24 protein-coding genes are annotated in these 23,531 nt (G+C 45.5%); 10 read left to right on the top strand and 14 right to left on the bottom strand.

Annotated features, from left to right (window positions below; genetic code table 11):
• The first annotated feature begins 16 nt into the window (after positions 1 to 16).
• A complete protein-coding gene (locus R7E42_RS10010; RefSeq protein WP_025768697.1) occupies positions 17 to 832 on the top strand; it encodes an AraC family transcriptional regulator in 816 nt (271 codons plus the stop codon).
• A gap of 88 nt (positions 833 to 920) precedes the next feature.
• Entirely contained in the window at positions 921 to 1,913 is a 993-nt protein-coding gene (locus tag R7E42_RS10005) for a zinc-dependent alcohol dehydrogenase family protein (protein ID WP_047102450.1), read from the top strand.
• 73 nt (positions 1,914 to 1,986) lie between these two features.
• Here R7E42_RS10005 and R7E42_RS10000 read toward each other — a convergent pair whose 3' ends face one another.
• From R7E42_RS10000 to R7E42_RS09990, 3 genes are all read right to left on the bottom strand, one after another.
• On the bottom strand, positions 1,987 to 2,682 hold the full coding sequence (locus R7E42_RS10000) for a VC0807 family protein (RefSeq protein WP_005383527.1): 696 nt from the start codon (positions 2,680 to 2,682) through the stop codon (positions 1,987 to 1,989).
• Positions 2,683 to 2,848: 166 nt separating this feature from the next.
• Positions 2,849 to 3,379, bottom strand: a complete 531-nt coding sequence (locus tag R7E42_RS09995; protein WP_318072646.1) for a sigma-70 family RNA polymerase sigma factor — start codon at positions 3,377 to 3,379, stop codon at positions 2,849 to 2,851.
• 120 nt (positions 3,380 to 3,499) lie between these two features.
• A complete protein-coding gene (locus R7E42_RS09990) occupies positions 3,500 to 4,186 on the bottom strand; it encodes a DJ-1/PfpI family protein (protein WP_213973042.1) in 687 nt (228 codons plus the stop codon).
• Between the two features lie 126 nt (positions 4,187 to 4,312).
• On the opposite strand from R7E42_RS09990, the gene R7E42_RS09985 reads away from it, so the two are divergent.
• A complete protein-coding gene (locus R7E42_RS09985; RefSeq protein ID WP_318072623.1) occupies positions 4,313 to 5,269 on the top strand; it encodes a LysR family transcriptional regulator in 957 nt (318 codons plus the stop codon).
• A 127-nt stretch (positions 5,270 to 5,396) separates the two neighbouring features.
• Entirely contained in the window at positions 5,397 to 5,936 is a 540-nt protein-coding gene (locus tag R7E42_RS09980; RefSeq protein ID WP_005398264.1) for a CAP domain-containing protein, read from the top strand.
• Between the two features lie 77 nt (positions 5,937 to 6,013).
• Here R7E42_RS09980 and R7E42_RS09975 read toward each other — a convergent pair whose 3' ends face one another.
• From R7E42_RS09975 to R7E42_RS09960, 4 genes are all read right to left on the bottom strand, one after another.
• Positions 6,014 to 6,433 (bottom strand): VOC family protein, encoded by a 420-nt coding sequence (locus tag R7E42_RS09975; RefSeq protein WP_186585576.1) that lies wholly within the window; start codon positions 6,431 to 6,433, stop codon positions 6,014 to 6,016.
• 919 nt (positions 6,434 to 7,352) lie between these two features.
• Entirely contained in the window at positions 7,353 to 8,921 is a 1,569-nt protein-coding gene (ahpF, locus tag R7E42_RS09970) for an alkyl hydroperoxide reductase subunit F (RefSeq protein ID WP_318070942.1), read from the bottom strand.
• Positions 8,922 to 9,255: 334 nt separating this feature from the next.
• Positions 9,256 to 9,813, bottom strand: coding sequence for an alkyl hydroperoxide reductase subunit C (ahpC, locus tag R7E42_RS09965; RefSeq protein ID WP_005374632.1), 558 nt, complete (start codon positions 9,811 to 9,813; stop codon positions 9,256 to 9,258).
• A 305-nt stretch (positions 9,814 to 10,118) separates the two neighbouring features.
• Positions 10,119 to 10,577 carry a MarR family winged helix-turn-helix transcriptional regulator gene (locus R7E42_RS09960; RefSeq protein WP_136976782.1) on the bottom strand — a complete coding sequence of 153 codons (459 nt, stop codon included), beginning with the start codon at positions 10,575 to 10,577 and terminating at the stop codon, positions 10,119 to 10,121.
• Between the two features lie 137 nt (positions 10,578 to 10,714).
• Here R7E42_RS09960 and R7E42_RS09955 point away from each other — a divergent pair, with 137 nt between their 5' ends.
• Entirely contained in the window at positions 10,715 to 11,137 is a 423-nt protein-coding gene (locus R7E42_RS09955) for an organic hydroperoxide resistance protein (protein WP_005374640.1), read from the top strand.
• Between the two features lie 77 nt (positions 11,138 to 11,214).
• On the opposite strand, the gene R7E42_RS09950 is transcribed toward R7E42_RS09955, so the two are convergent.
• Entirely contained in the window at positions 11,215 to 12,312 is a 1,098-nt protein-coding gene (locus R7E42_RS09950) for an ElyC/SanA/YdcF family protein (RefSeq protein WP_318072622.1), read from the bottom strand.
• A 298-nt stretch (positions 12,313 to 12,610) separates the two neighbouring features.
• Entirely contained in the window at positions 12,611 to 13,510 is a 900-nt protein-coding gene (locus R7E42_RS09945) for an AraC family transcriptional regulator (RefSeq protein WP_020195560.1), read from the bottom strand.
• A 184-nt stretch (positions 13,511 to 13,694) separates the two neighbouring features.
• Between R7E42_RS09945 and R7E42_RS09940 the strand changes: the two genes are divergently transcribed.
• Positions 13,695 to 14,558, top strand: coding sequence for a helix-turn-helix transcriptional regulator (locus R7E42_RS09940; protein ID WP_318072621.1), 864 nt, complete (start codon positions 13,695 to 13,697; stop codon positions 14,556 to 14,558).
• Between the two features lie 91 nt (positions 14,559 to 14,649).
• Positions 14,650 to 15,237 carry a GNAT family N-acetyltransferase gene (locus tag R7E42_RS09935; protein ID WP_167415808.1) on the top strand — a complete coding sequence of 196 codons (588 nt, stop codon included), beginning with the start codon at positions 14,650 to 14,652 and terminating at the stop codon, positions 15,235 to 15,237.
• Between the two features lie 111 nt (positions 15,238 to 15,348).
• On the opposite strand, the gene R7E42_RS09930 is transcribed toward R7E42_RS09935, so the two are convergent.
• The 5 genes from R7E42_RS09930 to R7E42_RS09910 form a co-directional block, all read right to left on the bottom strand.
• A complete protein-coding gene (locus R7E42_RS09930) occupies positions 15,349 to 15,615 on the bottom strand; it encodes a DUF2999 family protein (RefSeq protein ID WP_004746427.1) in 267 nt (88 codons plus the stop codon).
• A 79-nt stretch (positions 15,616 to 15,694) separates the two neighbouring features.
• Entirely contained in the window at positions 15,695 to 16,816 is a 1,122-nt protein-coding gene (locus tag R7E42_RS09925; protein ID WP_167415809.1) for a lipocalin-like domain-containing protein, read from the bottom strand.
• Positions 16,816 to 19,326 (bottom strand): ABC transporter permease, encoded by a 2,511-nt coding sequence (locus R7E42_RS09920; protein WP_167415810.1) that lies wholly within the window; start codon positions 19,324 to 19,326, stop codon positions 16,816 to 16,818. Before R7E42_RS09920 ends, R7E42_RS09925 begins: the two co-directional genes overlap by 1 nt.
• A complete protein-coding gene (locus R7E42_RS09915; protein ID WP_167415811.1) occupies positions 19,313 to 20,023 on the bottom strand; it encodes an ABC transporter ATP-binding protein in 711 nt (236 codons plus the stop codon). The genes R7E42_RS09920 and R7E42_RS09915 overlap by 14 nt, the downstream gene beginning before the upstream one ends.
• Before the next feature lie 487 nt (positions 20,024 to 20,510).
• The gene (locus tag R7E42_RS09910; protein ID WP_005374689.1) at positions 20,511 to 20,756 is read right to left on the bottom strand and encodes a DUF3297 family protein; all 246 of its coding nucleotides are present in this window, start codon (positions 20,754 to 20,756) and stop codon (positions 20,511 to 20,513) included.
• Positions 20,757 to 21,022: 266 nt separating this feature from the next.
• On the opposite strand from R7E42_RS09910, the gene R7E42_RS09905 reads away from it, so the two are divergent.
• The 3 genes from R7E42_RS09905 to R7E42_RS09895 are packed head-to-tail and all read left to right on the top strand — an operon-like array spanning position 21,023 to position 23,518.
• Positions 21,023 to 22,195: a glycosyltransferase gene (locus tag R7E42_RS09905; RefSeq protein ID WP_262637823.1), complete on the top strand. Its 1,173-nt coding sequence runs from the start codon at positions 21,023 to 21,025 to the stop codon at positions 22,193 to 22,195.
• 8 nt (positions 22,196 to 22,203) lie between these two features.
• On the top strand, positions 22,204 to 23,154 hold the full coding sequence (locus R7E42_RS09900; protein ID WP_130545676.1) for a glycosyltransferase family 2 protein: 951 nt from the start codon (positions 22,204 to 22,206) through the stop codon (positions 23,152 to 23,154).
• A complete protein-coding gene (locus tag R7E42_RS09895) occupies positions 23,141 to 23,518 on the top strand; it encodes a GtrA family protein (RefSeq protein WP_167415812.1) in 378 nt (125 codons plus the stop codon). Before R7E42_RS09900 ends, R7E42_RS09895 begins: the two co-directional genes overlap by 14 nt.
• The last annotated feature ends 13 nt before the right edge of the window (positions 23,519 to 23,531 follow it).

The raw sequence follows: 23,531 nt of genomic DNA, 5'->3' as shown, positions 1-23,531 counted from the left end.
GAAAAGACAACTAACAATGCTAACTCGCCAAATTGATTCGAAGTCAGGCGTCGTCACCTCCAATGAGATGATGGCCGCGAATCCCCATTCTCCTGTTTTAGTGAAAACCATCGACATGCCAAAAGGTTACATTGATGCGCTGCATCAACACACTTGGCATCAAATCATCTTTCCTATCAAAGGGTTATTGCAAACACAAACGGAGCATTATCAGCACTTGGTTCCGCACACCTCTGCGTTATTTGTTCCTGCGGGTGTTCAACACGAGTCGATTGCTCTAAGCAATACGATATTTGTTGGCATTTACCTCAACCCTGAGTTTGGTGCGACGTACGAGCCACAAGTGAGAACCATTGCTTTAACGTCGTTTTTAAATGAGCTTTTACAAGAGATCCGCAGACTGTGTGAAGGTGAGACAAGCCACGAAGAAGTGTTGCATTTACTGGCGGTGCTGCATGATCAAATTTTGAAACGCAACGTGCAGACATTTCAGTTATTGCTGCCACAAGACAGACGACTAAAACTGATTTTCGAGCGACTGACTGACGAGCCAGCGTTGAGCTGTTCGCTAAAAGAGTGGGGGGAGAAAATTGGGGCGTCTGAGCGTACTTTATCACGGCTGTTCGCCAAGGAATTCAACACTTCATTTCTACTTTGGCGGCAACAAATTCGGCTAATTTACTCGCTTTCTTTGTTAGATGAATCGTTGCCAATCCAAGCCATTGCAGACCTAGTGGGTTATCAAAATGACTCATCCTACATCAAAGCATTTAAAGCCTATTTTGATATGACGCCACAACAGTTTAGAGTGAACGGCGCATCGCGCAGGTAGAAATACAGAGCTTCGACTTCACTTAATGCTTTTGAGTAGAAGTCGCGAAACTTCCTTTTTGAATTTCAATTACATGGTATGAATAACAATGGCACCAACGATAAATACTCGAGTGAATCAATTCTGTTTTGGTCAACCCAAAACGTCGCTGTCGTTGGAAAAAGAGCCCCTCAAACCGCTTGCTCAGGGCAAGGTTCGGGTGCGACTGGAAGCCACCAATATTAACCCAAGTGACTTGCTTTCCATTCATGGTGTTGGGCAATACCGCCGCGTTCACGTACCACCTCGCGTGCCGGGATTTGAAGCGGTTGGGCGTGTGGTGGAAGTCAGTGCAGTTGGTCAAACTGACCTTCAAGTTGGGCAAAAGGTGTTGGTGGCGATGAGTGGTACTTGGCAATACTACATAGATGCCTCGCCTGAGAATCTTTTTCCGCTACCTGAGAGTTTGGAGAACGGCTATGCCTGCCAATTGTACATCAACGCGCTAACCGCGTGGGTTATCACCACTAAAGTGGCGAAGTTGAACAAAGGCGATGTGGTGATCATCAATGCGGCAGGGTCAGCGATCGGTAAGATATTCGCCCAGCTTGCTCACTCACTGGGTTTTACACTGATTGCTGTGACTTCAAAGCCAGAAAAGTATCCGTACGATACGATTCCAGTGTTGGACGCGAAGAAAGACTTACAAGCGCAGCTGCAAACGCGCCAACTGCCACAACCAACGGTCGCTCTGGACGCGATAGGTGGTGAGGCTGGCACGGATCTCATTCGTACCTTGAAAGAAAACGGCCAATACATTAACTACGGAACATTGTCGTTAACGCCTTATACGCCTGGGTTTTTTGAATCGATGGAGGCCAACAACATCGACTTTAGTACATTCTTTTTGCGGTATTGGGAAGAATCGGTAGGTAAAGGTGGGAGAAAGACGGTGTTCGCTGAAATGTTAGAGCACTTTATTAGCAGCGACATAAAGTTAAACGTTGCATATGATCTGCCGTTAGAGGACTTTCAAACAGCGATTGAAATGGTTGAGCGACGCTCGTCAGCAGTTTCAGGTAAAATCATTTTGACGCTATGATTTACAGTGAGTCTGTTGAGAAAAGGGAGGATAAAATCCTCCCTTTTTTATGGGTTTATTTGTAATGATAGGGCTATTTTAGATGGAAGATTTGCTCTGTTTCGAGCGATGTCATCGCACGTACTTGACGCCAAATGTAATAAAAAATACCGAACATCATCAACATACTTGGGATGGCAATCATTGGGTAACTGTACAGCGTCATTTTTCCTAACTCTTCGTTAAAGGCAGCAGTACCAGAAGGGCTAGTCACAATCCAAGTCGCAAGGAAGTAGTTCATTGCAGATGAGAACGCAAAAGTACTTGCAAACAGGTAGTTAGAAGACATAAGGCAACGTTCGAACGCATCGGTTTTACCATTTTCTTTTAAACGTTGGTTAATCAACGCGAGATTCAACACTGTGTCATTCAGTACTAACTTCTGCATCAGTGGGTAGCGGGTAAACGTTGAACCCAAAACCGCTAAACCGATCAGGCCAGGAATCAGGGCTTCTTTTAGTGCTAACCAGCGTGTATCAAGCTCTAACAAGCCGATGCCACCAGTTAGTAGAACACTGATAAAGCCTAGAGCTGAAATAAAGTTAAATTTCTTGTTACGGACAAGGTCCATACCGCCATAAATGATAGGAAATAGCAAAGCGACAACCAGCGCCATTGCTGTCCCTAGATGCTCATCGCCACTAAACTTCATCAAAATGAAGGAAGGGATAAATACGTTGAAAAGGATTTCAAATAAGGGATTCGGCTTTTTCGCCGTCGTGTTACTCATAATGTTTTACTGACTCTACTCTATGTCGGCTGTTATTGTACTTTGACAAGAAGTGTTCATCTAGTCGCGCTTGATGTAAAGCGTTAAAGCGTCGAGTTGTGTAACGACTTATGAAATAGACCGGAGCATAGCCAGTTAGTTTACATGGTTGACTACTTTTTGTGTCTTAATGACTCTCCTTCTGTGCGATGATCTGATTACGCGCTCTGAATAATCGAGTCGCCACTGTGCTGTGGTTGAGCCTCAAGGCTTGGGCAATTTCATCATGATTCAACCCAGCCACTAAGCTCAAGAGCAACGGCTCTCGGTATTTGGGTTCGAGAATCATCATTTGTTTTTGAAGCCAATCTTGGGCCATGTCGTAGTCACTGCCAGGGTAGGTTTTTGTCTGTATTGCACACTCATCAATGTCGACAAAATCGTACTGTTTTCTATCAAAGCGCCGAGCATTCTCACGACGCAAAATAGTAATGAGCCAAGACTTCGCGGCGTTGGGGTCATTTAATTTATCAAAGAATCGCCACGCTTTCAGAAAGGTTTCTTGCGCTAAATCTTGAGCAAGGTGGTGATCTTTGCATAACCAATACGCGAGACGGTAGATCTCTTGGTATCGCTCTTTCGTCAGTGCTTCGTAACGTTTACGTTTTTCCATAGCATTAAGATAAAAAGTTTGGAGAGCACGTTGTGTCTGCCAGATGAACGACAACCCTTTTTATCGCTTTTACAGTGATAAAAAGGGTTGTTCGATTAGGAAGATAAATTCGAAGAGTTAACCTTCGAAATATCGAAGGGTGGCTCTGATTACTTTCTTACACGCTTAAAATGGTTGGTTGGAAAAACGTGAGTACTGGATGGCATCTGCGACTTCCTGAGCTTTAGACTCTGAAGTCATAAGGTGAAGTAGCTTAAGAGCAGCTTGATAGCTAACTAGGCTACCGTTCGAAGTGATAACGCCATCATCAATGACAAAATTCTGGTCGACTTGTACTTTGACTGCAGGGTAATCTCTTTGAAAGCCGTTTTCACCTCCGGCCCAAGTTGTTGCTTTTTTGCCGTTTAAAAGGCCAGCTTCGGCTAACAAATACGCGCCAGAGCAATTACTTGCCATCCAATCTGCCGCCTTTGAGGTAGTTTTAATAAAGTGAATGAGATCTTTATTTTCGATTAGTGCATCCATGTCATAGCTGGATGTTAAAACCAATACGTCGAGTTCCGGCTGATCGCCAATCCAAGCATCCACACCAATTTTTAATCCTTCTTCAGTGGTGATGGTTTTCTGATCGGAGACGGAAATGGTGAGCACGTCATAATCACTAAACCAAGTGAGACGACTTGCGACGCCAAAAACCTCTAAAGGAGCAGTAACATCAGAGGTCAGTACGCCATCGTAAACTAGAATACCAATTCGTTTATCTGCGGCATGTGCTGTTTGAAGCACCCCAAAGAATAGGACTAGTGTTGCTATCAATAGTTGTAGTGCATTCTTCAATCCGATTTTACCCATGGTTTTTTCCTCGCTAACAGAGCATCAAGTTATTGAGGTTCATTATATTTAGGCTAATTAGTGATTGAAGAGCCACTTGGTCTTTACTAAAGTGAATAAAATTCATGAATAGAGTTCATTGGTTATATGGATAAGATACGGTCCCTACGATTTTTTATTGCCACTTTAGATGGCGGTAGTTTTGCTGCGGCTGCCAAAGTGTATGGCACTGACCCTTCGACCGTGAGCAAAGCCATACATCGTCTTGAAAGCGATTTGGGTATACAGCTTTTTCAACGTTCTACGCGACAGAGCCGACTGACAGAAGCTGGTCGTCGGTACGCAAATACTGCTAGGTTTGTACTGGAAGAGCTGGCGGCATGTGAGGATTCATTAAAAAGTCACAATGATGCACTTTCAGGGCAGCTTAAGATTAATGTGCCAGTCTCGTACGGTCGCCTCTATATTCGTCCTTTATTAAAAGAGTTTTGTCGCCGCTACCCTAACATCACTATCGATATTCATTACGATGACGCCTACGTTGATATTATTGAGCAAGGTATTGATGTGTCGATTCGCTCTGGTGTCGTTCACGATAGTCAATTGATTGTGCGTCAGCTCAGCCCTATCGATTTTATCATTTGTGCCAGTCAGGATTACTTAGCGCGCCATGGTGTTCCGAGTGGCTCGGATGTATTCAATGACCATTCTTGGGTTCGTTTTCGTTTTAAACAAACGGGGAAACTGTTGCCGATTCGGATGTCAGAACCAGACGGTGCGAGTGAATATGACCCCGAAAGAAACTACATTGTAAATGACGGTGAATCCATGGCAGAGCTTTGCGCAGAAGGCTTAGGATTAACTCAGATCCCTCATTTTATCGCGAGAGACTGGCTTAAAGCGGGGCGTTTAGTGCCGATATTTCCGAGCATGCGCCAAGCAGGAAATGGCGTGTATCTTCTCTATGCCAACCGGGAATATGTGCCTGCCCGAGTTAGGGTGTTCATCGATTTTATCACTCAAGCAATACAGGATATGGATGAAACGCCATTCCATACTTGGGCTGAAACGTTGCCGATTTATCGACCGAACCAAGGCGATTGAAAACTTCATGTGAGTCTTTGGTTAAAAACCCCTAAGCTATATGGTGCTTTTATTGGTTTTTGTTAGTTTATTGGGCGTTATTATCGAAAAGCGCAGTTTGCTCTTCGTCACTCATAAAGGAAATACAATGCCAACTAAGATCTTAGTGCCTGCTTTGGCCCTACTTCTCAGCGCATGTGGCGGCGATGGGGAGTCGTCAGCCCCAGCAGAAAGCGGCTCACAAAACACAGGTTCCACATCGTCACAAGGCACATTTGCCGAGCAGATGCTTGCAGCGGTCAACAGCGCCCGCTCTACTACACAACAGTGTGGCGCAACCACCATGCCACCTGTAGGGGCCCTGACTTGGAGCTACGATTTGGAAAGCGCCGCTTATCGACATTCAAGCGATATGGCGAACAGCGATTTCATGAGCCACACAGGCTCTGATGGCAGCAAAATGTCAGATCGAGTTAACGCAACGGGTTATGCTTGGAGCGCCATTGGTGAGAATGTCGCCGTAGGGCAAAGTACCATTAACGCCGTCGTTAACGCGTGGTTATCGAGTGAAGGTCACTGCCTTAATATCATGAGTGCGGATTTTGATCAGATGGGCGCGTCGCTTGTCGAAAATCACTCTGCACGTTACGGGTATTACTGGACTCAGGTTTTCGCCAAACAGCGCTAATGCGATAAAGAAGCCTGATAGATAAAATAAAACGCCAGCAGTCACTATCTGCTGGCGTTTTATTATTTACATCTCTTTTAGCTTGTCAGGTTACGAAGTTTTGGGTCATCCACCAGGTATTCAACAAATTCAATCTCAAAACCTGCAGGGTCAATAAAATACACATTTTTGCGGTATGGTTCATCAGCGCCAGGTTGGGCAATCGGATAACCTGCATCGGTTAGTCTTTTGATGATTGCATCGACGTTGTTGGTCACATAAGCAAAATGCGCTAGCCCAACTTGGTGCCCGCTCAACTCGCGGTTTTCTCCTTCGCCGTGGTCACTCATGGCTATGTATTGATACTCGTCGCCAAAATGTAGCCAGTTTCTTGGTTTGCCACTCCATTCGCCTTTACCTTCATCACGCACGTACCAATGTGGAAATGCAGTTTGGTAAAACTTCAGCATTTCAGGGATATCTTTCACGACTAAGTTAATATGTTCTAGTTGGATCATGATGTGCTCCTTTTTGTCATTTTCTAGCCAACGATGAATATGCTAAAACCTCAAGTTAAGTTGAGGTAAAGGGCTTTTTTAAAATTTTTTAGGGTTGATATCTTTGGATCTGGATACATTGAGAAATTCGGTGGGTTTGGTGCTTTGAATCTGAGAGCTGGGTTAGGGGCTTGCAACCTTGTTTCACCTTTTGTTTGTTCGTGTTCTTGCTAATCATTTTCGATCGAGTTTGTGGTGAGTAGATTCCCAGCCTCACCTAGGTTCGCGGCAATGACGGAAAGAGAGTGCTAAACGAAGAGCGTCATTCTGAAAGAGCCTAAGCGAGTATTCAGAATCTACTTTCAGTGTGTTGTTATGTTGCGTTGTGAATTGAACTATCCGCGAGCACAGAACCGGTTCCTCCCTTTTGAGCTCTGCGTGTTGAGAGCTTCGGAGTTTGATACAAGGGGAGGTTAGGTGGGGTTGCTGGTTGAATGTTGGGTAAGGTGCTTGCAACCTTGTTTCACCTTTTGTTTGTTCGTGCTACTCATTTTCGATCGAGTTTACGGTGAGTAGATTCCGAGTCTCACCTAGGTTCGCGGGAATGACGGAAAGAGAGCTAAACGAGCAGCGTCATTCTGAAGGAGCCTAAGCGAGTATTCAGAATCTATTCGCAGCGCGTTGTGATGCTGGTGGAGTGAACTGAATTATCCGTGATTGTAGAGCCATTCCCTCCAGTTTGAACTCGGAGCGCTGAGGGATTTGCTTACACCTCTCCCCAAACCAAAAAAGCCAGCAGTTAGTACCTGCTGGCAAAGTCTTTGGGCTTCTAGGTTTTTTGATTTTATTTCTTGTTACTCATCGCTGCCACGGTGCCCCGATTGGTTTTCCGGGGAAGAAAACACAGCACCGTGCGCTTTGTGTCCAAGAAATTTGGAGATTAGCCTTGCTTACGGATTAGGTAGTCAAATGCGCCTAAGCTTGCTTTTGCACCTTCACCCATCGCAATGATGATCTGCTTGTAAGGAACGGTTGTTGCGTCACCCGCTGCGAACACACCTTCTAAGCTAGTATCGCCACGGCTACCGACTTCAATCTCGCCGCGCTCAGATAGGGCTACTTCTGAATCTTTTAGCCATTCTGTGTTTGGTACTAGACCGATTTGAACAAAGATACCTGACAATTCAATCTCTTTGATTTCATCTGTGTTGCGGTCTTTGTACTTCAAGCTTGTTACGCGAGTACCGTCACCCACTACTTCTGTTGTTTGCGCCATCGTGATGATGTCTACGTTTGGTAGTGAGTTCGCTTTGTCGATAAGCACTTGGTCTGCGCGAAGTACGTCTGCGAATTCAAGAACCGTTACGTGTTCTACGATACCAGCAAGGTCGATAGCCGCTTCGATGCCTGAGTTACCACCACCGATAACCGCAGTTTTCTTGCCTTTGAACAGTGGGCCGTCACAGTGTGGGCAGTACGCGACACCTTTGTTGCGGTACTCTTGCTCACCCGGAACGTTCATTTCACGCCAGCGTGCACCAGGGCTTAAGATGACACTCTTACTCTTCAGTGTTGCACCGCTTTCAAGTTGGATGTGAATCAAACCATCTTCTGTGTGTGCTGCGCCCATTAGCTTCTCAGCTTGTTGCTCGGTCACGACATCTACATCGTATTCTTTTAGGTGTTCTGCTAGGTCAGTTGCCAGTTTTGGACCTTCAGTACGTTTTACTGAAATGAAGTTCTCAATTGCCATGGTGTCCATAACCTGACCACCAAAACGCTTAGCAACAACGCCAGTACGAATACCTTTACGAGCTGCGTATAGAGCAGCTGCGCTACCACCAGGGCCACCACCGACAACAAGTACATCGTATGGGTCTTTTTCGCTCAGTGCTTTCGCCGCTTTCTCGCTCGCGCCGTCATCCACTTTGTTTAGGATTTCAGTCAGAGACATACGGCCTTGACCGAATAGCTCACCGTTCACGAATACGCTTGGTACGGCCATGATGTCGCGTTGTTTCACTTCATCTTGGAACAAACCACCGTCGATCATGGTTGCTTTTACTTTCGGGTTGATCGCCGCCATCATGTTGAACGCTTGAACCACGTCCGGACAGTTTTGACACGACAGTGAAATGAAGATTTCTACGTCTAGATCTTTGTCTAGTGCTGCGATTTGCTCAATCACTTCTGGTTCTAGTTTGATTGGGTGACCGCCAGAATGAAGCAGTGCCAATACTAGAGAGGTAAATTCGTGACCCATTGGCAAGCCTGCAAAGCGTAGTGCTGTGCCTTTTGCTGGGTTAGTTACCGCCATCACTGGTTTACGTGCGCTTGCGTTGTCGTCACGTTCAACGGTGATTAGGTCGCTCATCTCTGCGATTTGGCTCGCTAGAGACAAAATGTCATTGGATGCTTTGCTTTCATCTAGACTAACCACTAAACGAACTTCTTCTTTTACATTAGCCAGATATTGTTTGAGTTGTTGTTGGATCGCTTGGTCTAACATAGTTGTTACTACCTTAATTAAATAGTTACCAATCAAAACAAGTATTTGTTCATTCTTGCTAGCTAAAATCGTTGATAACTGCGTTATAGATTTTGTAGTTAGAGGAACTAGCTATCGAAAATCTATGCCTGGTTCTAAACGATTTTTTCTACGCAATTACTGCACACCTACTTATTCAGATAGGCAATAAAAAGTGGTTACTGTAGATAAAACCTGAGGGGGAGAGAGCAAATCAGGCAGAAGGTCGTCAAGGTATCTAACCTGAAGTGCTCTCTAATTCAGTTCTAATCAGAAAAAGGAAATCGGAACTGATTAGAACTTAAATTTCAGTGACTTAGATTTTGCCAACTAGGTCTAGTGATGGAGCTAGTGTCTCTTCACCTTCTTTCCATTTAGCTGGGCAAACTTCGCCTGGGTGTGCTGCTACGTATTGAGCTGCTTTCACTTTGCGTAGTAGGTCTTCTGCGTCACGACCGATACCTTCAGCAGTGATTTCCATTGCTTGGATAGTACCTTCTGGGTCGATTAGGAACGTAGCGCGGTCTGCAAGACCTTGACCTTCACGCATCACACCGAAGTTGTTTGTGATGTTGCCTGTTTGGTCGCCAAGCATGTAGTACTGAATCTTACCGATTGTGTCTGAGCTGTCGTGCCATGCTTTGTGAGTGAAGTGTGTGTCAGTTGATACTGAGTAAACTTCTACGCCACGTTTTTGTAGCTCTTCGTAGTGGTCTGCTAGGTCGCCCAGTTCTGTTGGACATACAAACGTAAAGTCTGCTGGGTAGAAGAAGAATACTGCCCATTTACCTAGAACGTCTTGTTCTGTTACTTCAACGAATTCGCCGTTTTTGTACGCTGTAGCGGCAAATGGTTTGATTTGAGTATTAATCATAATTTACTTTCCTTTGAATGTTTTAAGCTGAGCTGTTGTTGCTTTCGGAAAGTATATTCTCATCGGAGTGTGTTTAAGGAAAATCGCTTGTAACTATCCTATTGATAGCCATTTCCTATTTCACTTGATAGGGAAATCCGATGTAAGTGAGTTTGCTTTGATAGGTTTTATTGAAGATGAAGGCAGATTAGCAATAGAGAATACTGATGATGACCTTAAGTGGATGTTCTGAATAAGATCGAAAGAGCCTGCATCTCGGCAGGCTCTTTCTAATAGGAAGTGGGGAAGCGGATGCTTCTATCTTGTTAGCTCAGATTATCGAGCACTTTGCCACACAACTTCTTCAGCATGATCATTTCATCCAGCTCTAAGGTGATTTTACACATCATGGCGTTTGGCACTGACTTGGCTTGTTCCTTAAGATCACGACCTTGTTCTGTTAGGTTGAGTACACGAACGCGCTCATCGGTTTCACTGCGACCGCGCTCTACATAGCCTTTTGCTTCTAAGCGTTTAAGCAACGGCGTGAGCGTGCCTGAGTCCAAATGCAGTTGTGATCCCAGCTCTTTCACGCTGGCACCGTCTTTTTCCCACAGCACCATCATCACTAAGTACTGCGAATAAGTCAGAGCAAGCTCGTCCAGCAACGGGCGGTAAGCTCGGATCACTGCATTTGCTGCGCTGTAGAGCGGGAAGCAAACTTGGTTTTCGAGTAAGAGTTTATCGTCGTCGGTCATGGTGTTGTCGGTGTAACACTGGCTCATTGGCGTTGCCTACCTGATCACAGAGAAAGAGAGTCATAAAATAAATTGTGCACAATATAGTTGCAAACGATCTTTACTTCGATATAAGATTGCAAGCAATTAAATTGCGTACAACTTAAATTAAGAGGGACACTCGCATGACTACTCTATACAAAACTCAAGCTACCGCTTTGGCTGGTCGTAATGGTCAAGTAAAAACTGATGACGGTCTTCTCGATCTAGAGCTGTCATATCCGAAGGAAATGGGCGGCACAGGCGCAGCAACTAACCCAGAACAGCTTTTTGCAGCGGGCTATTCGGCATGTTTTTCTAACGCGATTCTGCACGTAGCACGTGAAGGTAAAGTAAATCTAAAAAGTGCACCCGTAACAGCGGAAGTGGGCATCGGCCCGAACGATAACGGCGGCTTTGCACTAACAGTGAGCCTAGCGGTAGAGCTAGACATGCCACAAGAACAAGCGCTAGAACTAACGCGCATTGCACACCAAGTTTGCCCATACTCAAACGCGGTTCGTGGCAACATTGATGTGGCAGTAACGGTAAACGGCGAAGCAATTTAAGCGGTTCTTATCACTGCACAAAGACAAGAAAGCCTGCAAGTACGCAGGCTTTTTTGATTGGTATGAGTCGAGAATACTTAACGCGACTCTAGCGGGTAAGAGCGGTAGCTCCACATACCGTAGGTACGCAGTGCATCGCGGTAGATACCAAGCAATTCGCCATCGCTGGCTTTGGCTAAGTCTTTCAGTGGCTTGTCTGGATAGCTCACTGTGTCAAAAGTGATGTCTTGCGGGCCAGTTTGCCAGCTTGCGATTTCAAACAAGGTTTGACCACGACGTACGTGGCTCGCTGAGCTTATGATGGTCGCGTGTTTGATGTTATGACGTGCTAATGCGTAGCTGCTGAATAGAGCGTTACCTACCGTGCTGGTGGCGTAGTTTTCTTCAATGATGTGATCTTTGCTGATGCCTTTTTCGATCAGCCAGTCTGCCATTAATTTGCCTTCGGTTTTGTGGTTCTTTGGTACGCCGCCCGTCAATACGATCAACGCGTCTGGGTTTGCTTTTGCCATGGCTAGCGTGGTTTCCAAACGCTCAACCAAGATTTGGTGCATTGAACCATCCGGATTCAGTGCGTATCCCAGTGTGACGATCGCCCCCTTGTCATTTAGTTTGCCTTTATCGGCTTTCTCTTTTAGTGGCGTGGCAAGCACGCGGTCTACAGTGTCGAAGATGCGTTGGATGTCTGCCGCTTTACCAGCATTGAGCTTCGTGAGCGTCGCCATGTGTTTCGCTGATTCCGCTTGGTTGCCCTCAAAGCGTTGCCATACCGCTAAGTAAGCGTGCAAATCCACATCGTCTGGTGCGACCGAAAGGGCTTGTTCGAACAGTTCAATCGCGCGGTCTGCATTCTTGTTGTAGATCTGCGCGTTTGCCGCAGAAATCAGCAGGTCAGTACGGTATGGCTCAAGTTTGTAGGCTTCTAGTAAGCGGTCGGTAACAATCTCCATGTTGCTCGGCATTTTGGCGGTAAAACCCGCATGTGAGATACGCGCAGGGGATTTGAATGCTTGTACCGCGTCACTCAGCAGTTGGTCGACAACCTGACGTTTGGTGACGATCTGTGAGTAGTCGGCCGAAGATTGGACGGCAGCATCGTTAGCCGCGATAGAGTATGGGGCAGCAGTCAGCGCAATCACGCTACCAAGAGCAATGGCAAGTAAGTTCTTCTTCATGGAATGTCCTAGAGGTGCTGTAGTACCTAGTTTTTATTGTGCCTAGCGTTGTAGGTCGAACGGGGTCGATAGAATTTTTTCAGTCTAGGTTCGCTTCATGAATAATCTGTGAAATGAATCCCAACTCAGCCGAGCAAATGAATGCGCGTGGTCAAAACGCGAAGTAGGATCACGAAAATACTGAGGTATTCGTTCGTGTTCTAAGTAATTGGATTAAAAGATAAACAGCGTTTGGAAGAACGGATTTAAGCAACCAGAGTAAGAAATGAAAAAGCCTGCAACGATGCAGGCTTTTGGTTTATTTGATGGCGGTGCAGAAGCTAACGTCTGCATGGTGCGTTTGTGGGTCGAAGCTGTGGTAAAGCTCAAAGCAAGGGCGGTCGTCGTTCTCAATACCGGATTCAATTACCTTGCTCATGACATCATCCCATGCTTTTGAGTATTGACTCGGGTCAGTAATGTGCTGGCGCATCACTGCATACTGACCTCCAGGAAAGTCTTGCAGCTCAATGCCTTTCGGAACTTCCGTATCTTCTGGCACCATCAAGCAGATATCAGTGCGACACTTCTCGTCTGGCGTGATTTCTGGGTTGTCGTGGTAGATGAAGATGCAGGTATTGCCCGCCAAACCTTTCATTCCTGCCCATTGATACAAGCGACCTGATGGCTCTTCATAGCCTTGGCCGTAAGGGCCGTTTACACGAATGTAAGCCAGTTTTGCTTTTTCAAAGTTTTGCGTTTCCATTGTCGTGCTCCATTTGGTGAGTTCAGAGCCAGTATATGAATCGCTTGGTGTTACTTCGTTTCCATTCTTGCGCAACGTGTGTCCAATCTTGCTGTTTCGTGCTAATTCAGAAAACTGCTGGTAGTTTTCGCAGTCACGAAAGGCCGTAGGTGTGACACCATAATGTTGCTTGAAGGCTTTGGCTAAGCTCTGTGAGCTAGAAAATCCGTACTCTAGGGCAATGTTCAATACCGGTTGTTTGGATTTGAATAAGTCATCGGCGGCGGCTTCTAGACGTAAACGTCGAATGAAGTCGGCCAGTGTTTCGCCTTGCACGGCTTTGAAGGTGCGATGAAAGTGATAAGGGGAAAGGTTCGCCAGCGCGGCCACTTCTGGCAGGTTTAGTGGTTCATTAAAGTGTTGTTCTAAATAACGAATCACAGGAACCAGTCGTTGGTGGTAGTCGACGCGCATCGGGGTATATCCTTGTTCTGTTCAGCTTGTATTCTCTGCTCAAAGCCTACCGCAATCCAACAAGCTTGCAAGGGAGCAGGGTGAGAAATGCGTGGCGAGATGCGCGCCAATCAGTCACACTCAACGAGCAGATGTTTAAGCAAAAACGTCGCGCTTATTATCTTTGCTAACCGCTAGGACAATCATGATAGCTTGGAAACAGTCTCTGCCAGAGTACGAATGGCTCATTCATCAAATTTGGTACTTGGAAGTGCCAGAGGGTGAAGTCATTGACCCCAAGCCGCACCTTATTCCAAACCCGCGTGCTCATTTACTCTTTACGCCACCAGAGCAAGGCTACAGCTACGACACGGGAGACACTAAGCTTGCTGGCAAAGGCTGCCACTTATTAACGGCTAACGAACACTTGCTGTTGTTGGAAGATACGGCTCCTATCAAGCGTATCGGCATCACCTTTCGCCCAGAGGGTTTGTATGCCATTGAATCACGGTTTAGTGATGCACCCCAAGTAGCTGCAATTAACCAATGCGAATGGTTTGATTGGCTCAACACGGCGTTTGATGTGCGCTTTCAACAAGGGTTATGGCAGCTAGAGTTGCAAGATTCACCGCAATGTTTGCTGAACTACATCAAACAACATTTAGATGCGTTAAATATCGAACCTTGTCGTACCAAACCGTTTTTGGCATCGCAAAAAGCGGTGGCCGTGATGGACGCTCAAGCACTACGTTCACCTGAGTTAGCAATGGATATTGATGAGATAGCCAAACAGTGCGCCTTTTCTCGAAGAACGCTTGAGCGCAGTTTCAAGCAGGTGGTGGGGTTGAGTGTTAAGCAGTATCAACAAATGGCACGTCTGGAGCAGATGATTTTGACCCTCTACAAGCAACAAGAGGCGATTGATTGGGCGAGCTTCTCACAGCAATTTGGTTTCAGTGACCAATCGCATTTGATTCGTACCCTCAAACAGCAGCTAAGAAAAACGCCGAGCAAGTACTTGAAAAAGCGCGACTTAACCATCGATATCTATGGCGATTTTGAGTCGTAATACATTGCTACTCAGCCTGAAAGTTGTCGCAAAAATCCAATTTTTCTCTTATCCGCTGGGCTACTATTTTCAGCAGATAACGAGGTAACACATGTCATATCAAAAACTAAAACAAGGCGAAGCCATCCCATTTAACGAATCGTTGACTATCCAACTGATTCAAGGCTCTGATCTACAAGATATTATCGAGATGTTGAACGACGATAAGGTCAATCAATATCTGTTCTTCGCACCTGCTGACAACAGCCTATATGAAGGCTTCTTTGGCCCTATTATTGAAAATACGGCACAAGCGATTAAAGACGATGTTTGGCCAGATAGCCCAACGTTCGTGATTCGTGACCAACAAGGTCAGTACATGGGAATGTGTGCAGTGACCGCAGTGATGTTCTTAACTGGCAACTACGAAGTGGGTTATCAGTTACCAACTTGTGCATGGGGTAAAGGCGTTGCGACTCGCGCTTGCCAAATGATGACCGAGATTGGATTTACTGAGCTAAACGCGCATAAAGTCAGTGCCGATTGCTACGATTCTAATGCTGGCTCTTACAGGACTTTAGAGAAAAATGGTTTTACTCAAGAAGGCCGTCAGAAAGACTATTACAAACTAGAGCAAGGCTTTGACGATAAACTTTACTACGGCATGACAGCAGAGCAATTCGCGTCTTTAAATCGCTAATAATTAGCTGACAAAAAAGTAGCTAACAACAAAGTAGTGAACAAAAAAGGCCGTTAACCCAGATGTTTGGGTTAACGGCCTTTTCTATATTCAGCGCTAGATGGCTAAGACTTAGTTGCCTTGGTTTTGGCTTTGAAGCTTCTCTTTTGCTTCTTCAACCTTTGAGAAATCCAATCCCAACTCGTCTACTGCTTCTTTAATTAGCGCAGGGTTTTGCATCACTTGCGCCATCAGCATTTGTAGCTTGTCTTGTGGCAAACCTAGTTGGCTGATTGTTGCCATTGCCGCGAGCGGGTTTTGCGTCAGAGTCTGGAAGATTTCGTTGATCTGTTCATCGCTGATGTTGTTCTCTTTCAGCAAGGCGATAATTGGGTTCATCATATTTCCTTTCAATCAGTGTATGACTTGGTTGCCAGTATTTGTTCTAGCAGAATAATTGGGGCTCCCGCGCAATATTTCAATACCCTGTTAGCTCCATGTAACCTGTCCCAGAATGAGAGCCCTCAATACGCACTGGGCCTTCCCAATAAGGCACAGAAAGGGGCATCTTTGCGTTCGGATTGAGGGCAGAAACGGTTAGCTCGATTTGCTGATTAGGAATCGACACTTGCCACTCGGTTGGATACTTTCGCCCTTGGATTTCAGTTTGCTTAGTCGCCTCTAACTGAATGTCTTTTTGTGAGATAGCGATGCCAGAGCCGTCTTGCTGCATCAGTCTTGCACTGGAGTAACTGGCTGCTCCGGTTTTGGAATCCCGCAATTGGAACACCACCAAGCTGGTGTCGTCACTCAACCTTAGGGCAAACCAGTCCCAGCCTTGTTGTGAGTCGAGTAAGAACTGCGAGCTCCACTCTCGGTCTATCCAACCTTTGCCGGATACTTGATGGGTTTCGCCGTCGATAGTGACCTCACCAGACACATCAATAAACGGTTGGCTGTAGTAATACGAAGCCACCTGACCATCGGCACTTTTGGTGCTGTAACCTTGTTCGCCTTGCTTTTGATAAGGTGCGCTGCTGGTAAGCGTCAGCGAGTAGCCAAACTGTTCGGAGTTTGCCTTCAATGTGGCAGGGAAGAGGTCGTTGGTTGAAGAAGTCCACTGCCAATCATCGAGGTAAACACGAAACGGTGAAGTGTCGACGCCGGCTAGAGAGGCTTGAGCGCGTGACCATTTTTCATCGGCGTAATGTTTGTCCGTTGTAGTGACCGCGCTGTGCGCCATGTAGATTTGCTGAGTCTGCCATTCGGTTTTCTTCACGTCATCTTCGCCCTTTGGCGGTGGCGGCGGCGCAGCAGCAAAGCGAAATTGTGTCCACTGGGCGCCAAGTGGGTTGCCATCTTCATCAATTAAGTTAGCGGTTAAGTACCACCATTCATGACGAAAGTTCGGGTGCGCTTGATGGTCTGCTGGAAAGGTGAGTTCAACTCCTTTTTCTACGGAGGTGAATAGGTTGCTCTCGCTTTGCGTATCTCCGCTTCCCAGCAACGTGCCCATATTTTGTTGCTGCGTATCTTCACAACCGAACAGGAATAAGCTGCTTATGAGTAGAGTAGTAAGTTTGCTTGCTAATCGAACCATCACAACACCTCGCTTTGCAAACTGGATACGACAGGCTTGCTGACCAATCGCCACAGCGGAATCAAGGTTGCAATCACCGCCACCAAGATGGTGATTGCCGCAATGCTGAGGGCGTCACTCCAATTCCACAGATAATTTAGGCTCCAACCAAAAGCGCGCAAGGTGACGATGTCTGTCAGCACATAACCCACCATGGCTCCGAGGGGCAGGGCGATAACCAGAGTAAAACTGACTAAAGCGACGATCTGCCCGACCACCATGGTCATTAATTTACGACGGCTGACGCCAAGTGCATACAGCCTTGCAATGGCGGCTTTGCGCGCGTCGAGCAACATAAAACAAGCACTGAACAAACCAATCACCGCGACCATCAACGTCACGCCGTTGAGTGCGCGTGTAATGGCGAAGGTCTGCGAGAAAATATCCAACGCGATGGATTTGATTTGCGCCTGGTCGTAGAGTTGACTCGGATGCAGATTCAATTGCTCGCGCAGTTGCTCGTAGACGATTTGTGGGTCCCCTGAGACTTTAATGCCAAGGCTTGTTGGCAGGTCGGTAAAGCCACTCTCTTGCCATAACTTTGGTGCTAATAAGACTTCACCGTTAGGTGAGCCGTAATCATGGAATACCGCACCCACAAGTAGGTTCTTATTTGGAACGGCATCAAGCGTGAGCTCGCTACCCAGTGATAAACCCAGTTTGACCGCGGTTGGTTCACTGATGGCAACCAGCTCACCTTGGTAAAAGCGGGACCAGAAGTTCTCCAAATGCGATTTGAACACCATTGTTTGCTCTAAGGTGTCTTTGTCTTTGGTGCCAAGCAAAATCGGTAAGCCTTGTAGGTTATCGTCGACGTAGTATTGCTTGTAGACGGTCTCAACATTGTCGAACTGTCCTAATGCGCGCTCTACATCTGCGATTTCCCCTTGCGCAGGGCTGACGTAAATATCGGCGTGTAACCTTTGTTCTAACCACTGCTTTAGGGTGGATTCAAAGCTACCAACTAGCGTGTTCATCCCCATATTGGCAGTAACGGCGAGTAGCAGTGCCATCATGGCGAGAGAAAGCGGAGAAATCAGCTCACGCAGCTCAGCAAACAGATACTGCATCAAACCGGAAGTGGTGCGCTTTTCACACCAATTGGCTAAGACGCTGAGTGTTTTGGGTAGATACAATGGAATCGACACCACAAGCACGCCGAGCCACGCCATGGTAAAGCGATGATGCTCACTCAGCCATAACCCTGCGAGTGCGAGAGCCGTCAACGCAGCACCTATCACGAACAATTGGTTTTCGTTAGAGGCTTCCGGCGCTTGATAAAATCCGCCATGAGAGGAAAGCGGCTGGCGCACTCGCTGTTTAAAGTGCTGCCAACACGCCAATAGGGTTGCGGCTAACGTGAGCAGCAATGCTTGCGCCCACCATTGCCACTGCCAAGTGCCAGGTAACAGTGTCGCGCCATAAAGTTGTTCAAGCGTTAGTGCCACGGTCGGATGTAACCAGTGGCTAAGCTGCATGCCCAATACAAAACCGAGGGAAGCGCCGATGGTAACGAGAATAGTGAGTTCAACTAACAGCGCAGAGAACACAATGCTCGGCGCGACACCCGCCTGTTGGATTTGTACTAACAGACGATTGCGTTTCAGCAAACTGTATTTTACGCCGTTGTAGGCAATGAACAGCCCGACTAAAAAGGCAAGTAAGCTCATTGCTGTGAGATTGAGGTGAAAGCTGTCGGTCAGCGAGCCAAGGTCTGTGCTTTGATTGTTGGAAATCCATTGCCCTTGATCGCCAATCAGCTTCTGCCAATTTGCTTGCGTGTCTTTATTCCCTTTATCACCCGAATGGAAAACCGCAATGTAACTGAGCTGTCCTTGTTTATTGAGCAGTTGCTGGGCAAAGCCAATGTCCATCAACATTCGGCTACCTAACTGCCATTCGTCAGGTAGCACCACCACTTGGGTTGGAATGTCGTCCAGAGTTAGGGTTTCTACCTCTCCTAAGTTTTGATGTTGAGATTGGCTCATCATCACGATTGGCTTGCCGGCTAAAAGCTCAGGCAAAGGTAAAGCACTATCGAACAAAGAGACGTTCTGTTCACTATCTGATGAATAGCGAGAACGTGAAGAGATAGCGGCAATCAACTCGCTACCTTGTACTGACCAGCGTCGACCTTGTTCGTCTCTCACTCGCCCTTCGATTACAGGTAGCGCTGCACTGAGTCCGTTTTGTCTAAGGGTGAAGTAGAGCGATTCAGGCAGGTAGTTTTGCCCTGCTGGTGGAATAATTAAGTTCTGAGCTTGTGCGCTGAGCTGCTCGGTAGACTCAGCATAACTGCGCTTGGCATTGAGGTTGATGGCTTGCACCGCAACAAACAAGGTCACGGCCAGCACGATACCGATCAGAATTGCGGCGGCTTGCAGTGGCGCCTGCCGATAGTGCGCTGCAAACAGATTCAGGGCGAGTCGAGTATGAGTGAATCTGGTGTTTGATGGCTTAGTTTGCTTCATGGTGAAGCTCATGTTTGTTTACTTGATGGCTGTTCTGTAGCTGACTGTTATCCAATCGCAGCCGTGCTTTCATAAATTCAGCGCATTCATGGCTGTGGGTCACCAAGAGCACGGCGGTATTGCCTTGGGTGGTGATTTCACTGAGCAGTTTCATCACTTCTAACCCTGCTTTTTGGTCAAGGTTTCCTGTGGGTTCATCAGCAAGTAGCAGTTTAGGTTTGTGTGCCAATGCGCGCGCAATAGCGACTCGTTGTTGTTGGCCACCGGAAAGGGCAGAAACATGCCTGTCGAGCAGTTGGCTGATGCCTAGAGTCTCGACCAAATAATCGCACCAGTCGTTCCATTTTTGTTGATTCAAATGCAGAGGGAAGGCGATGTTTTGCTGCACGTTGAGTGGCGTTAATAGATTAAATTGCTGAAAGATAACACCGAGTTTTTTATGTCGAAATCGGCTCCATTGTGGGTCTTTCCAAGCCGCCGTGTTATCGCCATCTAACCACAACTCACCATCGGAAAGCGGCTCAAAGCCAGCGATGACATTGAGTAAGGTACTTTTGCCGCTACCACTTGCACCCGTCAGCGCAACGCTCGCTCCTGTGTTCAACGTAAAGTCGACGCCTTCCAACACGCGATGTGTCTCTTTGCCATCGACAAAGCTTTTGCTGGCGTGTTTGAGTGTGACAAGTGGGCTTTCCATTTCCTCTCCCTGTATTCAAAAGGTGTCGTTTCTTTTGGCAATCGCTATTGCTGTTCGTTCTTTAGAAACTTTAGACAACAATCAGATAAAAACAGCGATTTACATCGAGTTTAGGGTCTGTTGACCTTTCGAGCTGATTTTTGCAGCGAATTGTTGGGTATTTGTGCAAGGCAGAAGCTTTGATGTGTAGTTAGCCTACATAAAAAAGCTGATAACGCAGTAGAAATGACCAACAAACGCTGTCCAAAGGGTTCGGCTAAAATCGTTCTATGCTTTGTTAAGGAGTATTTACTTAGAATGCTAGGCTACACACTCCTTGCCTCGCCTAAAACGATTTTATCTCGAACAAAACTTAATCTCGAAAGATAAACAGACCCTACTTTGTACTGAAAAGAAGAGGGAAGAGATTAAATGAGGAAGGGATATGACAGGCATTAAAAAAGCCCGAGTCAAACTCGAGCTTTCAAATATATTCAGCGTGGTCAGCTTACACGTAGTACGCTTCAACTTCGCCTTTAAGCTTGATTAGCATTGGGTTACCGAAACGGTCTTTTGCTTTAGGAGAAGCAATTTTTACCCAACCTTCGCTGATGCAGTATTCTTCTACGTCAGTACGCTCTTGGCCGTTGATACGAATACCGATTTGGTGCTCGAAGCATTCTTTGATGAAGAATGGGCTACGTGGGTTACCCGCTAGGCGATCTGGTAGAGCTGGTTTAGCTGTATCTGTCATTTTGTGTGACCTTGAAGTCATTAAAAAAAGTGCGTCATTGTAGTCAGTGCAAGGCGAGTGTTCAAGGACTGTGACTGGTTTTAATGGACCGAACTGCAATAAAGCCCTGATTTTTATCTATCTCCTTTTGCTCTTTCGGTGAGCCCTTTTAAAACTAATTCAATCATTATCTTTTTATCATTTTGATTCTCTTACTAGTAAACAGTTTCTCAGGTTCTCGTTGTTTATACTATGGTTATTAGGTGCGATAAGTATTAGGAAAACAAATGGAACTTGTGATCTTAGCTATCGCTAGATTTCGAAGTGATCAAAAAGAAGCAATGAGTAAAAACTTCGTCAATTTAGCGCAGTGCTTAACTGAGAATGGACATCATGTTGTCACTGTTACTCCAACTGAGTTTCGTTCTCATATTAAGGTTGAACAACATACCTTTCGTAATGAGAGTCGATATGAATCTCTGTTTGAGGGGCTGATGAATCTTATTTACTTATGTAGAGAGCTCAACAGGCTGATCGAGAAAACCAACAGTGCGAAGGTTAACCTACATATTGCTACGCCTATAGAACTATTGGTGGTTTTTTTCTTTTTAAAATCTCGATATCAAAAGCAGACGACTTTATCCATTTGGCAGTCATATTTGACCTTAGACGAGGTCCGTAATAACAAGCATTATTTTTTTCGGAATTGGTTTAAGTATTTACATTTATTGCTATTTAATTCGTTTATCAGTGCGCCTTTATACAAGCTTTTGTTAGACAATTTTTGTCAAGCGATTGTGCACAGTAACTACCAGAAATTTCAGTTATCTTCTCTGTCTCATTTGCCAGTCTATTTCATTCAAAATGGGGTTTTTTCTGAGCACTTTTCGCGACCCATTCCTGCAAAGAAGACACAAAGAATGTCTTTACTTTATATCGGGCATTCTAAGCCATCAAAAGGCGTTGACGCTTTAATTGAATTGGCTGCAATACTAAAGAAGCGAGAATGTATCGATTTTGATCTAACGCTCTGTCTCAGTGGCTTCGGCGACCAAGCAAATATAGAGAAACTTGTTTCTAAACATGAGCTACATCACCAAATAGAGTTTAAAGAGAGCATTGATATTTCAGTTGAGATGGCGAGTGCAGATTTGTTGGTTTTACCACTAAGGACATGTGTCGGAACGAGCCTAACACCTAACCTAATCGTGGAGGCGGTATCTTGCGGATTACCGATTGCGATTCCGGATTTCGAGCAATTATCGGATGTCATTCAATTCGGTTCTAATGCCATTGAAATTGATCTGGATGATTTAGAAGCGAGTGCAAGTGCGATAGAGAACGGTTTTAAGTTAGGTCAACTTGACCAGATGTCTAGAAATCAAATAGAGCAGTTTAAAGTTCGTTATACGTTAGAAAGTTTTGTGTCTGGCTATGCGCAAACACTCGGCCTTGGGTAGGAGGGAGTATGGATAAAATTAGCTTTATCGCTCCGTGTTTTAATGAAGAGTCTGTCATCGAGGAGTATTACTCGCGTTTGTGCGAAATTGCTAAGCAATACGATCAGTATTTGTTTGAGTTTGTTGTAGTTAATGATGCTAGTGTTGATAAAAGTGCAGTAATTTTAGACAAGCTGGCTATGGCGGATGAACGATTAGTGATCGTGCATCTTGCTGCGAATGTTGGGCAGCAAACCGCTTTGTTTGCTGGAATCGAAGCTGCAACTGGAGATATTAATATTACAATTGATATCGATCTTCAAGATCCCCCAGAAGTTATTACACAGTTCTTGGAAGAGATCGATAAAGGCTTTGATATCGTCCATGCCCAACGCTTGTCGAGAAGAAATGAAACCGCTTTTAAGCTAATTAGTGCAAAATTGTTTTACCGCTTTTTATCCCTTACTTCTCCCGCTAATTTAATTGAAGATTGCGGTGATTTTCGAGCATTTACCAAGCCAGTTAGAGAGGCCATTTCATGTTACCGAGAGAAGCACAAATACTTGAGGGGTATTTTTGCCATTATCGGATTTAATCAAACCATTATTCAATATGAACGTGATGGTAGACATGCAGGAGAAACGAAGTATTCACTTACTAAGATGTTTGCTTTAGCGTCAGACGCGGTACTTAATTTTTCCCGCTTTCCTATTCAACTGATGTTTGTTATCTCAACATTGATGTGGTCACTTGGCTTGTTATATCTCACCAAAGCACTAGTAAGTAAGTTCGTTTTTGGCACAACTGTCGATGGTTGGACATCAATCATCTTTTTCCAAGTCTTTTTCTCAGGGATTTTATTGTTCTTTATTGCCTTAATCGGCTCTTACGTCGGGCGAATTTTCGAGCAAGGTCAAGACCGACCCGATTACATTATTCGTTACACAAGGAATATAAAGAGTAGCGATGAAGATAGTTAAGTTTGGTTCAGTGGGTATCATGAATACTCTGGTCAGTTACCTCGTTTTTTGTGTTCTTATTTATTTTGATGTCTATTATTTGACATCTTCTGTTTTGTCTTTTTTAGTGGGTTCTGCCTTTAGTTACATCATGAACTCAATATATACGTTTTCTGTTTGTACAAATGTAAGAAGCTTTTTTAAATTCATCACCATAACGGCAGGATCATTGTTCTTGAGTGTTTTGCTGCTTTATATCTTTAAAAGTATTGTAGGCATTCATGTTCTCATTTCGCAGATTTTGGTCGTGTTGATTCGTTTCCCAATTGTATATCTATTAATGAAACGCATCATCTTTAATCAAGCTCATTTGTTTCAGCGCTGAAAAGAGGTGACTT

Source organism: Vibrio sp. Vb1337, assembly GCF_033338715.1.
GTDB classification, from domain to species: domain Bacteria; phylum Pseudomonadota; class Gammaproteobacteria; order Enterobacterales; family Vibrionaceae; genus Vibrio; species Vibrio alginolyticus.
Note: the sequence above shows the minus strand (reverse complement) of the source record. Positions and strands in the feature narration are given on the sequence as shown.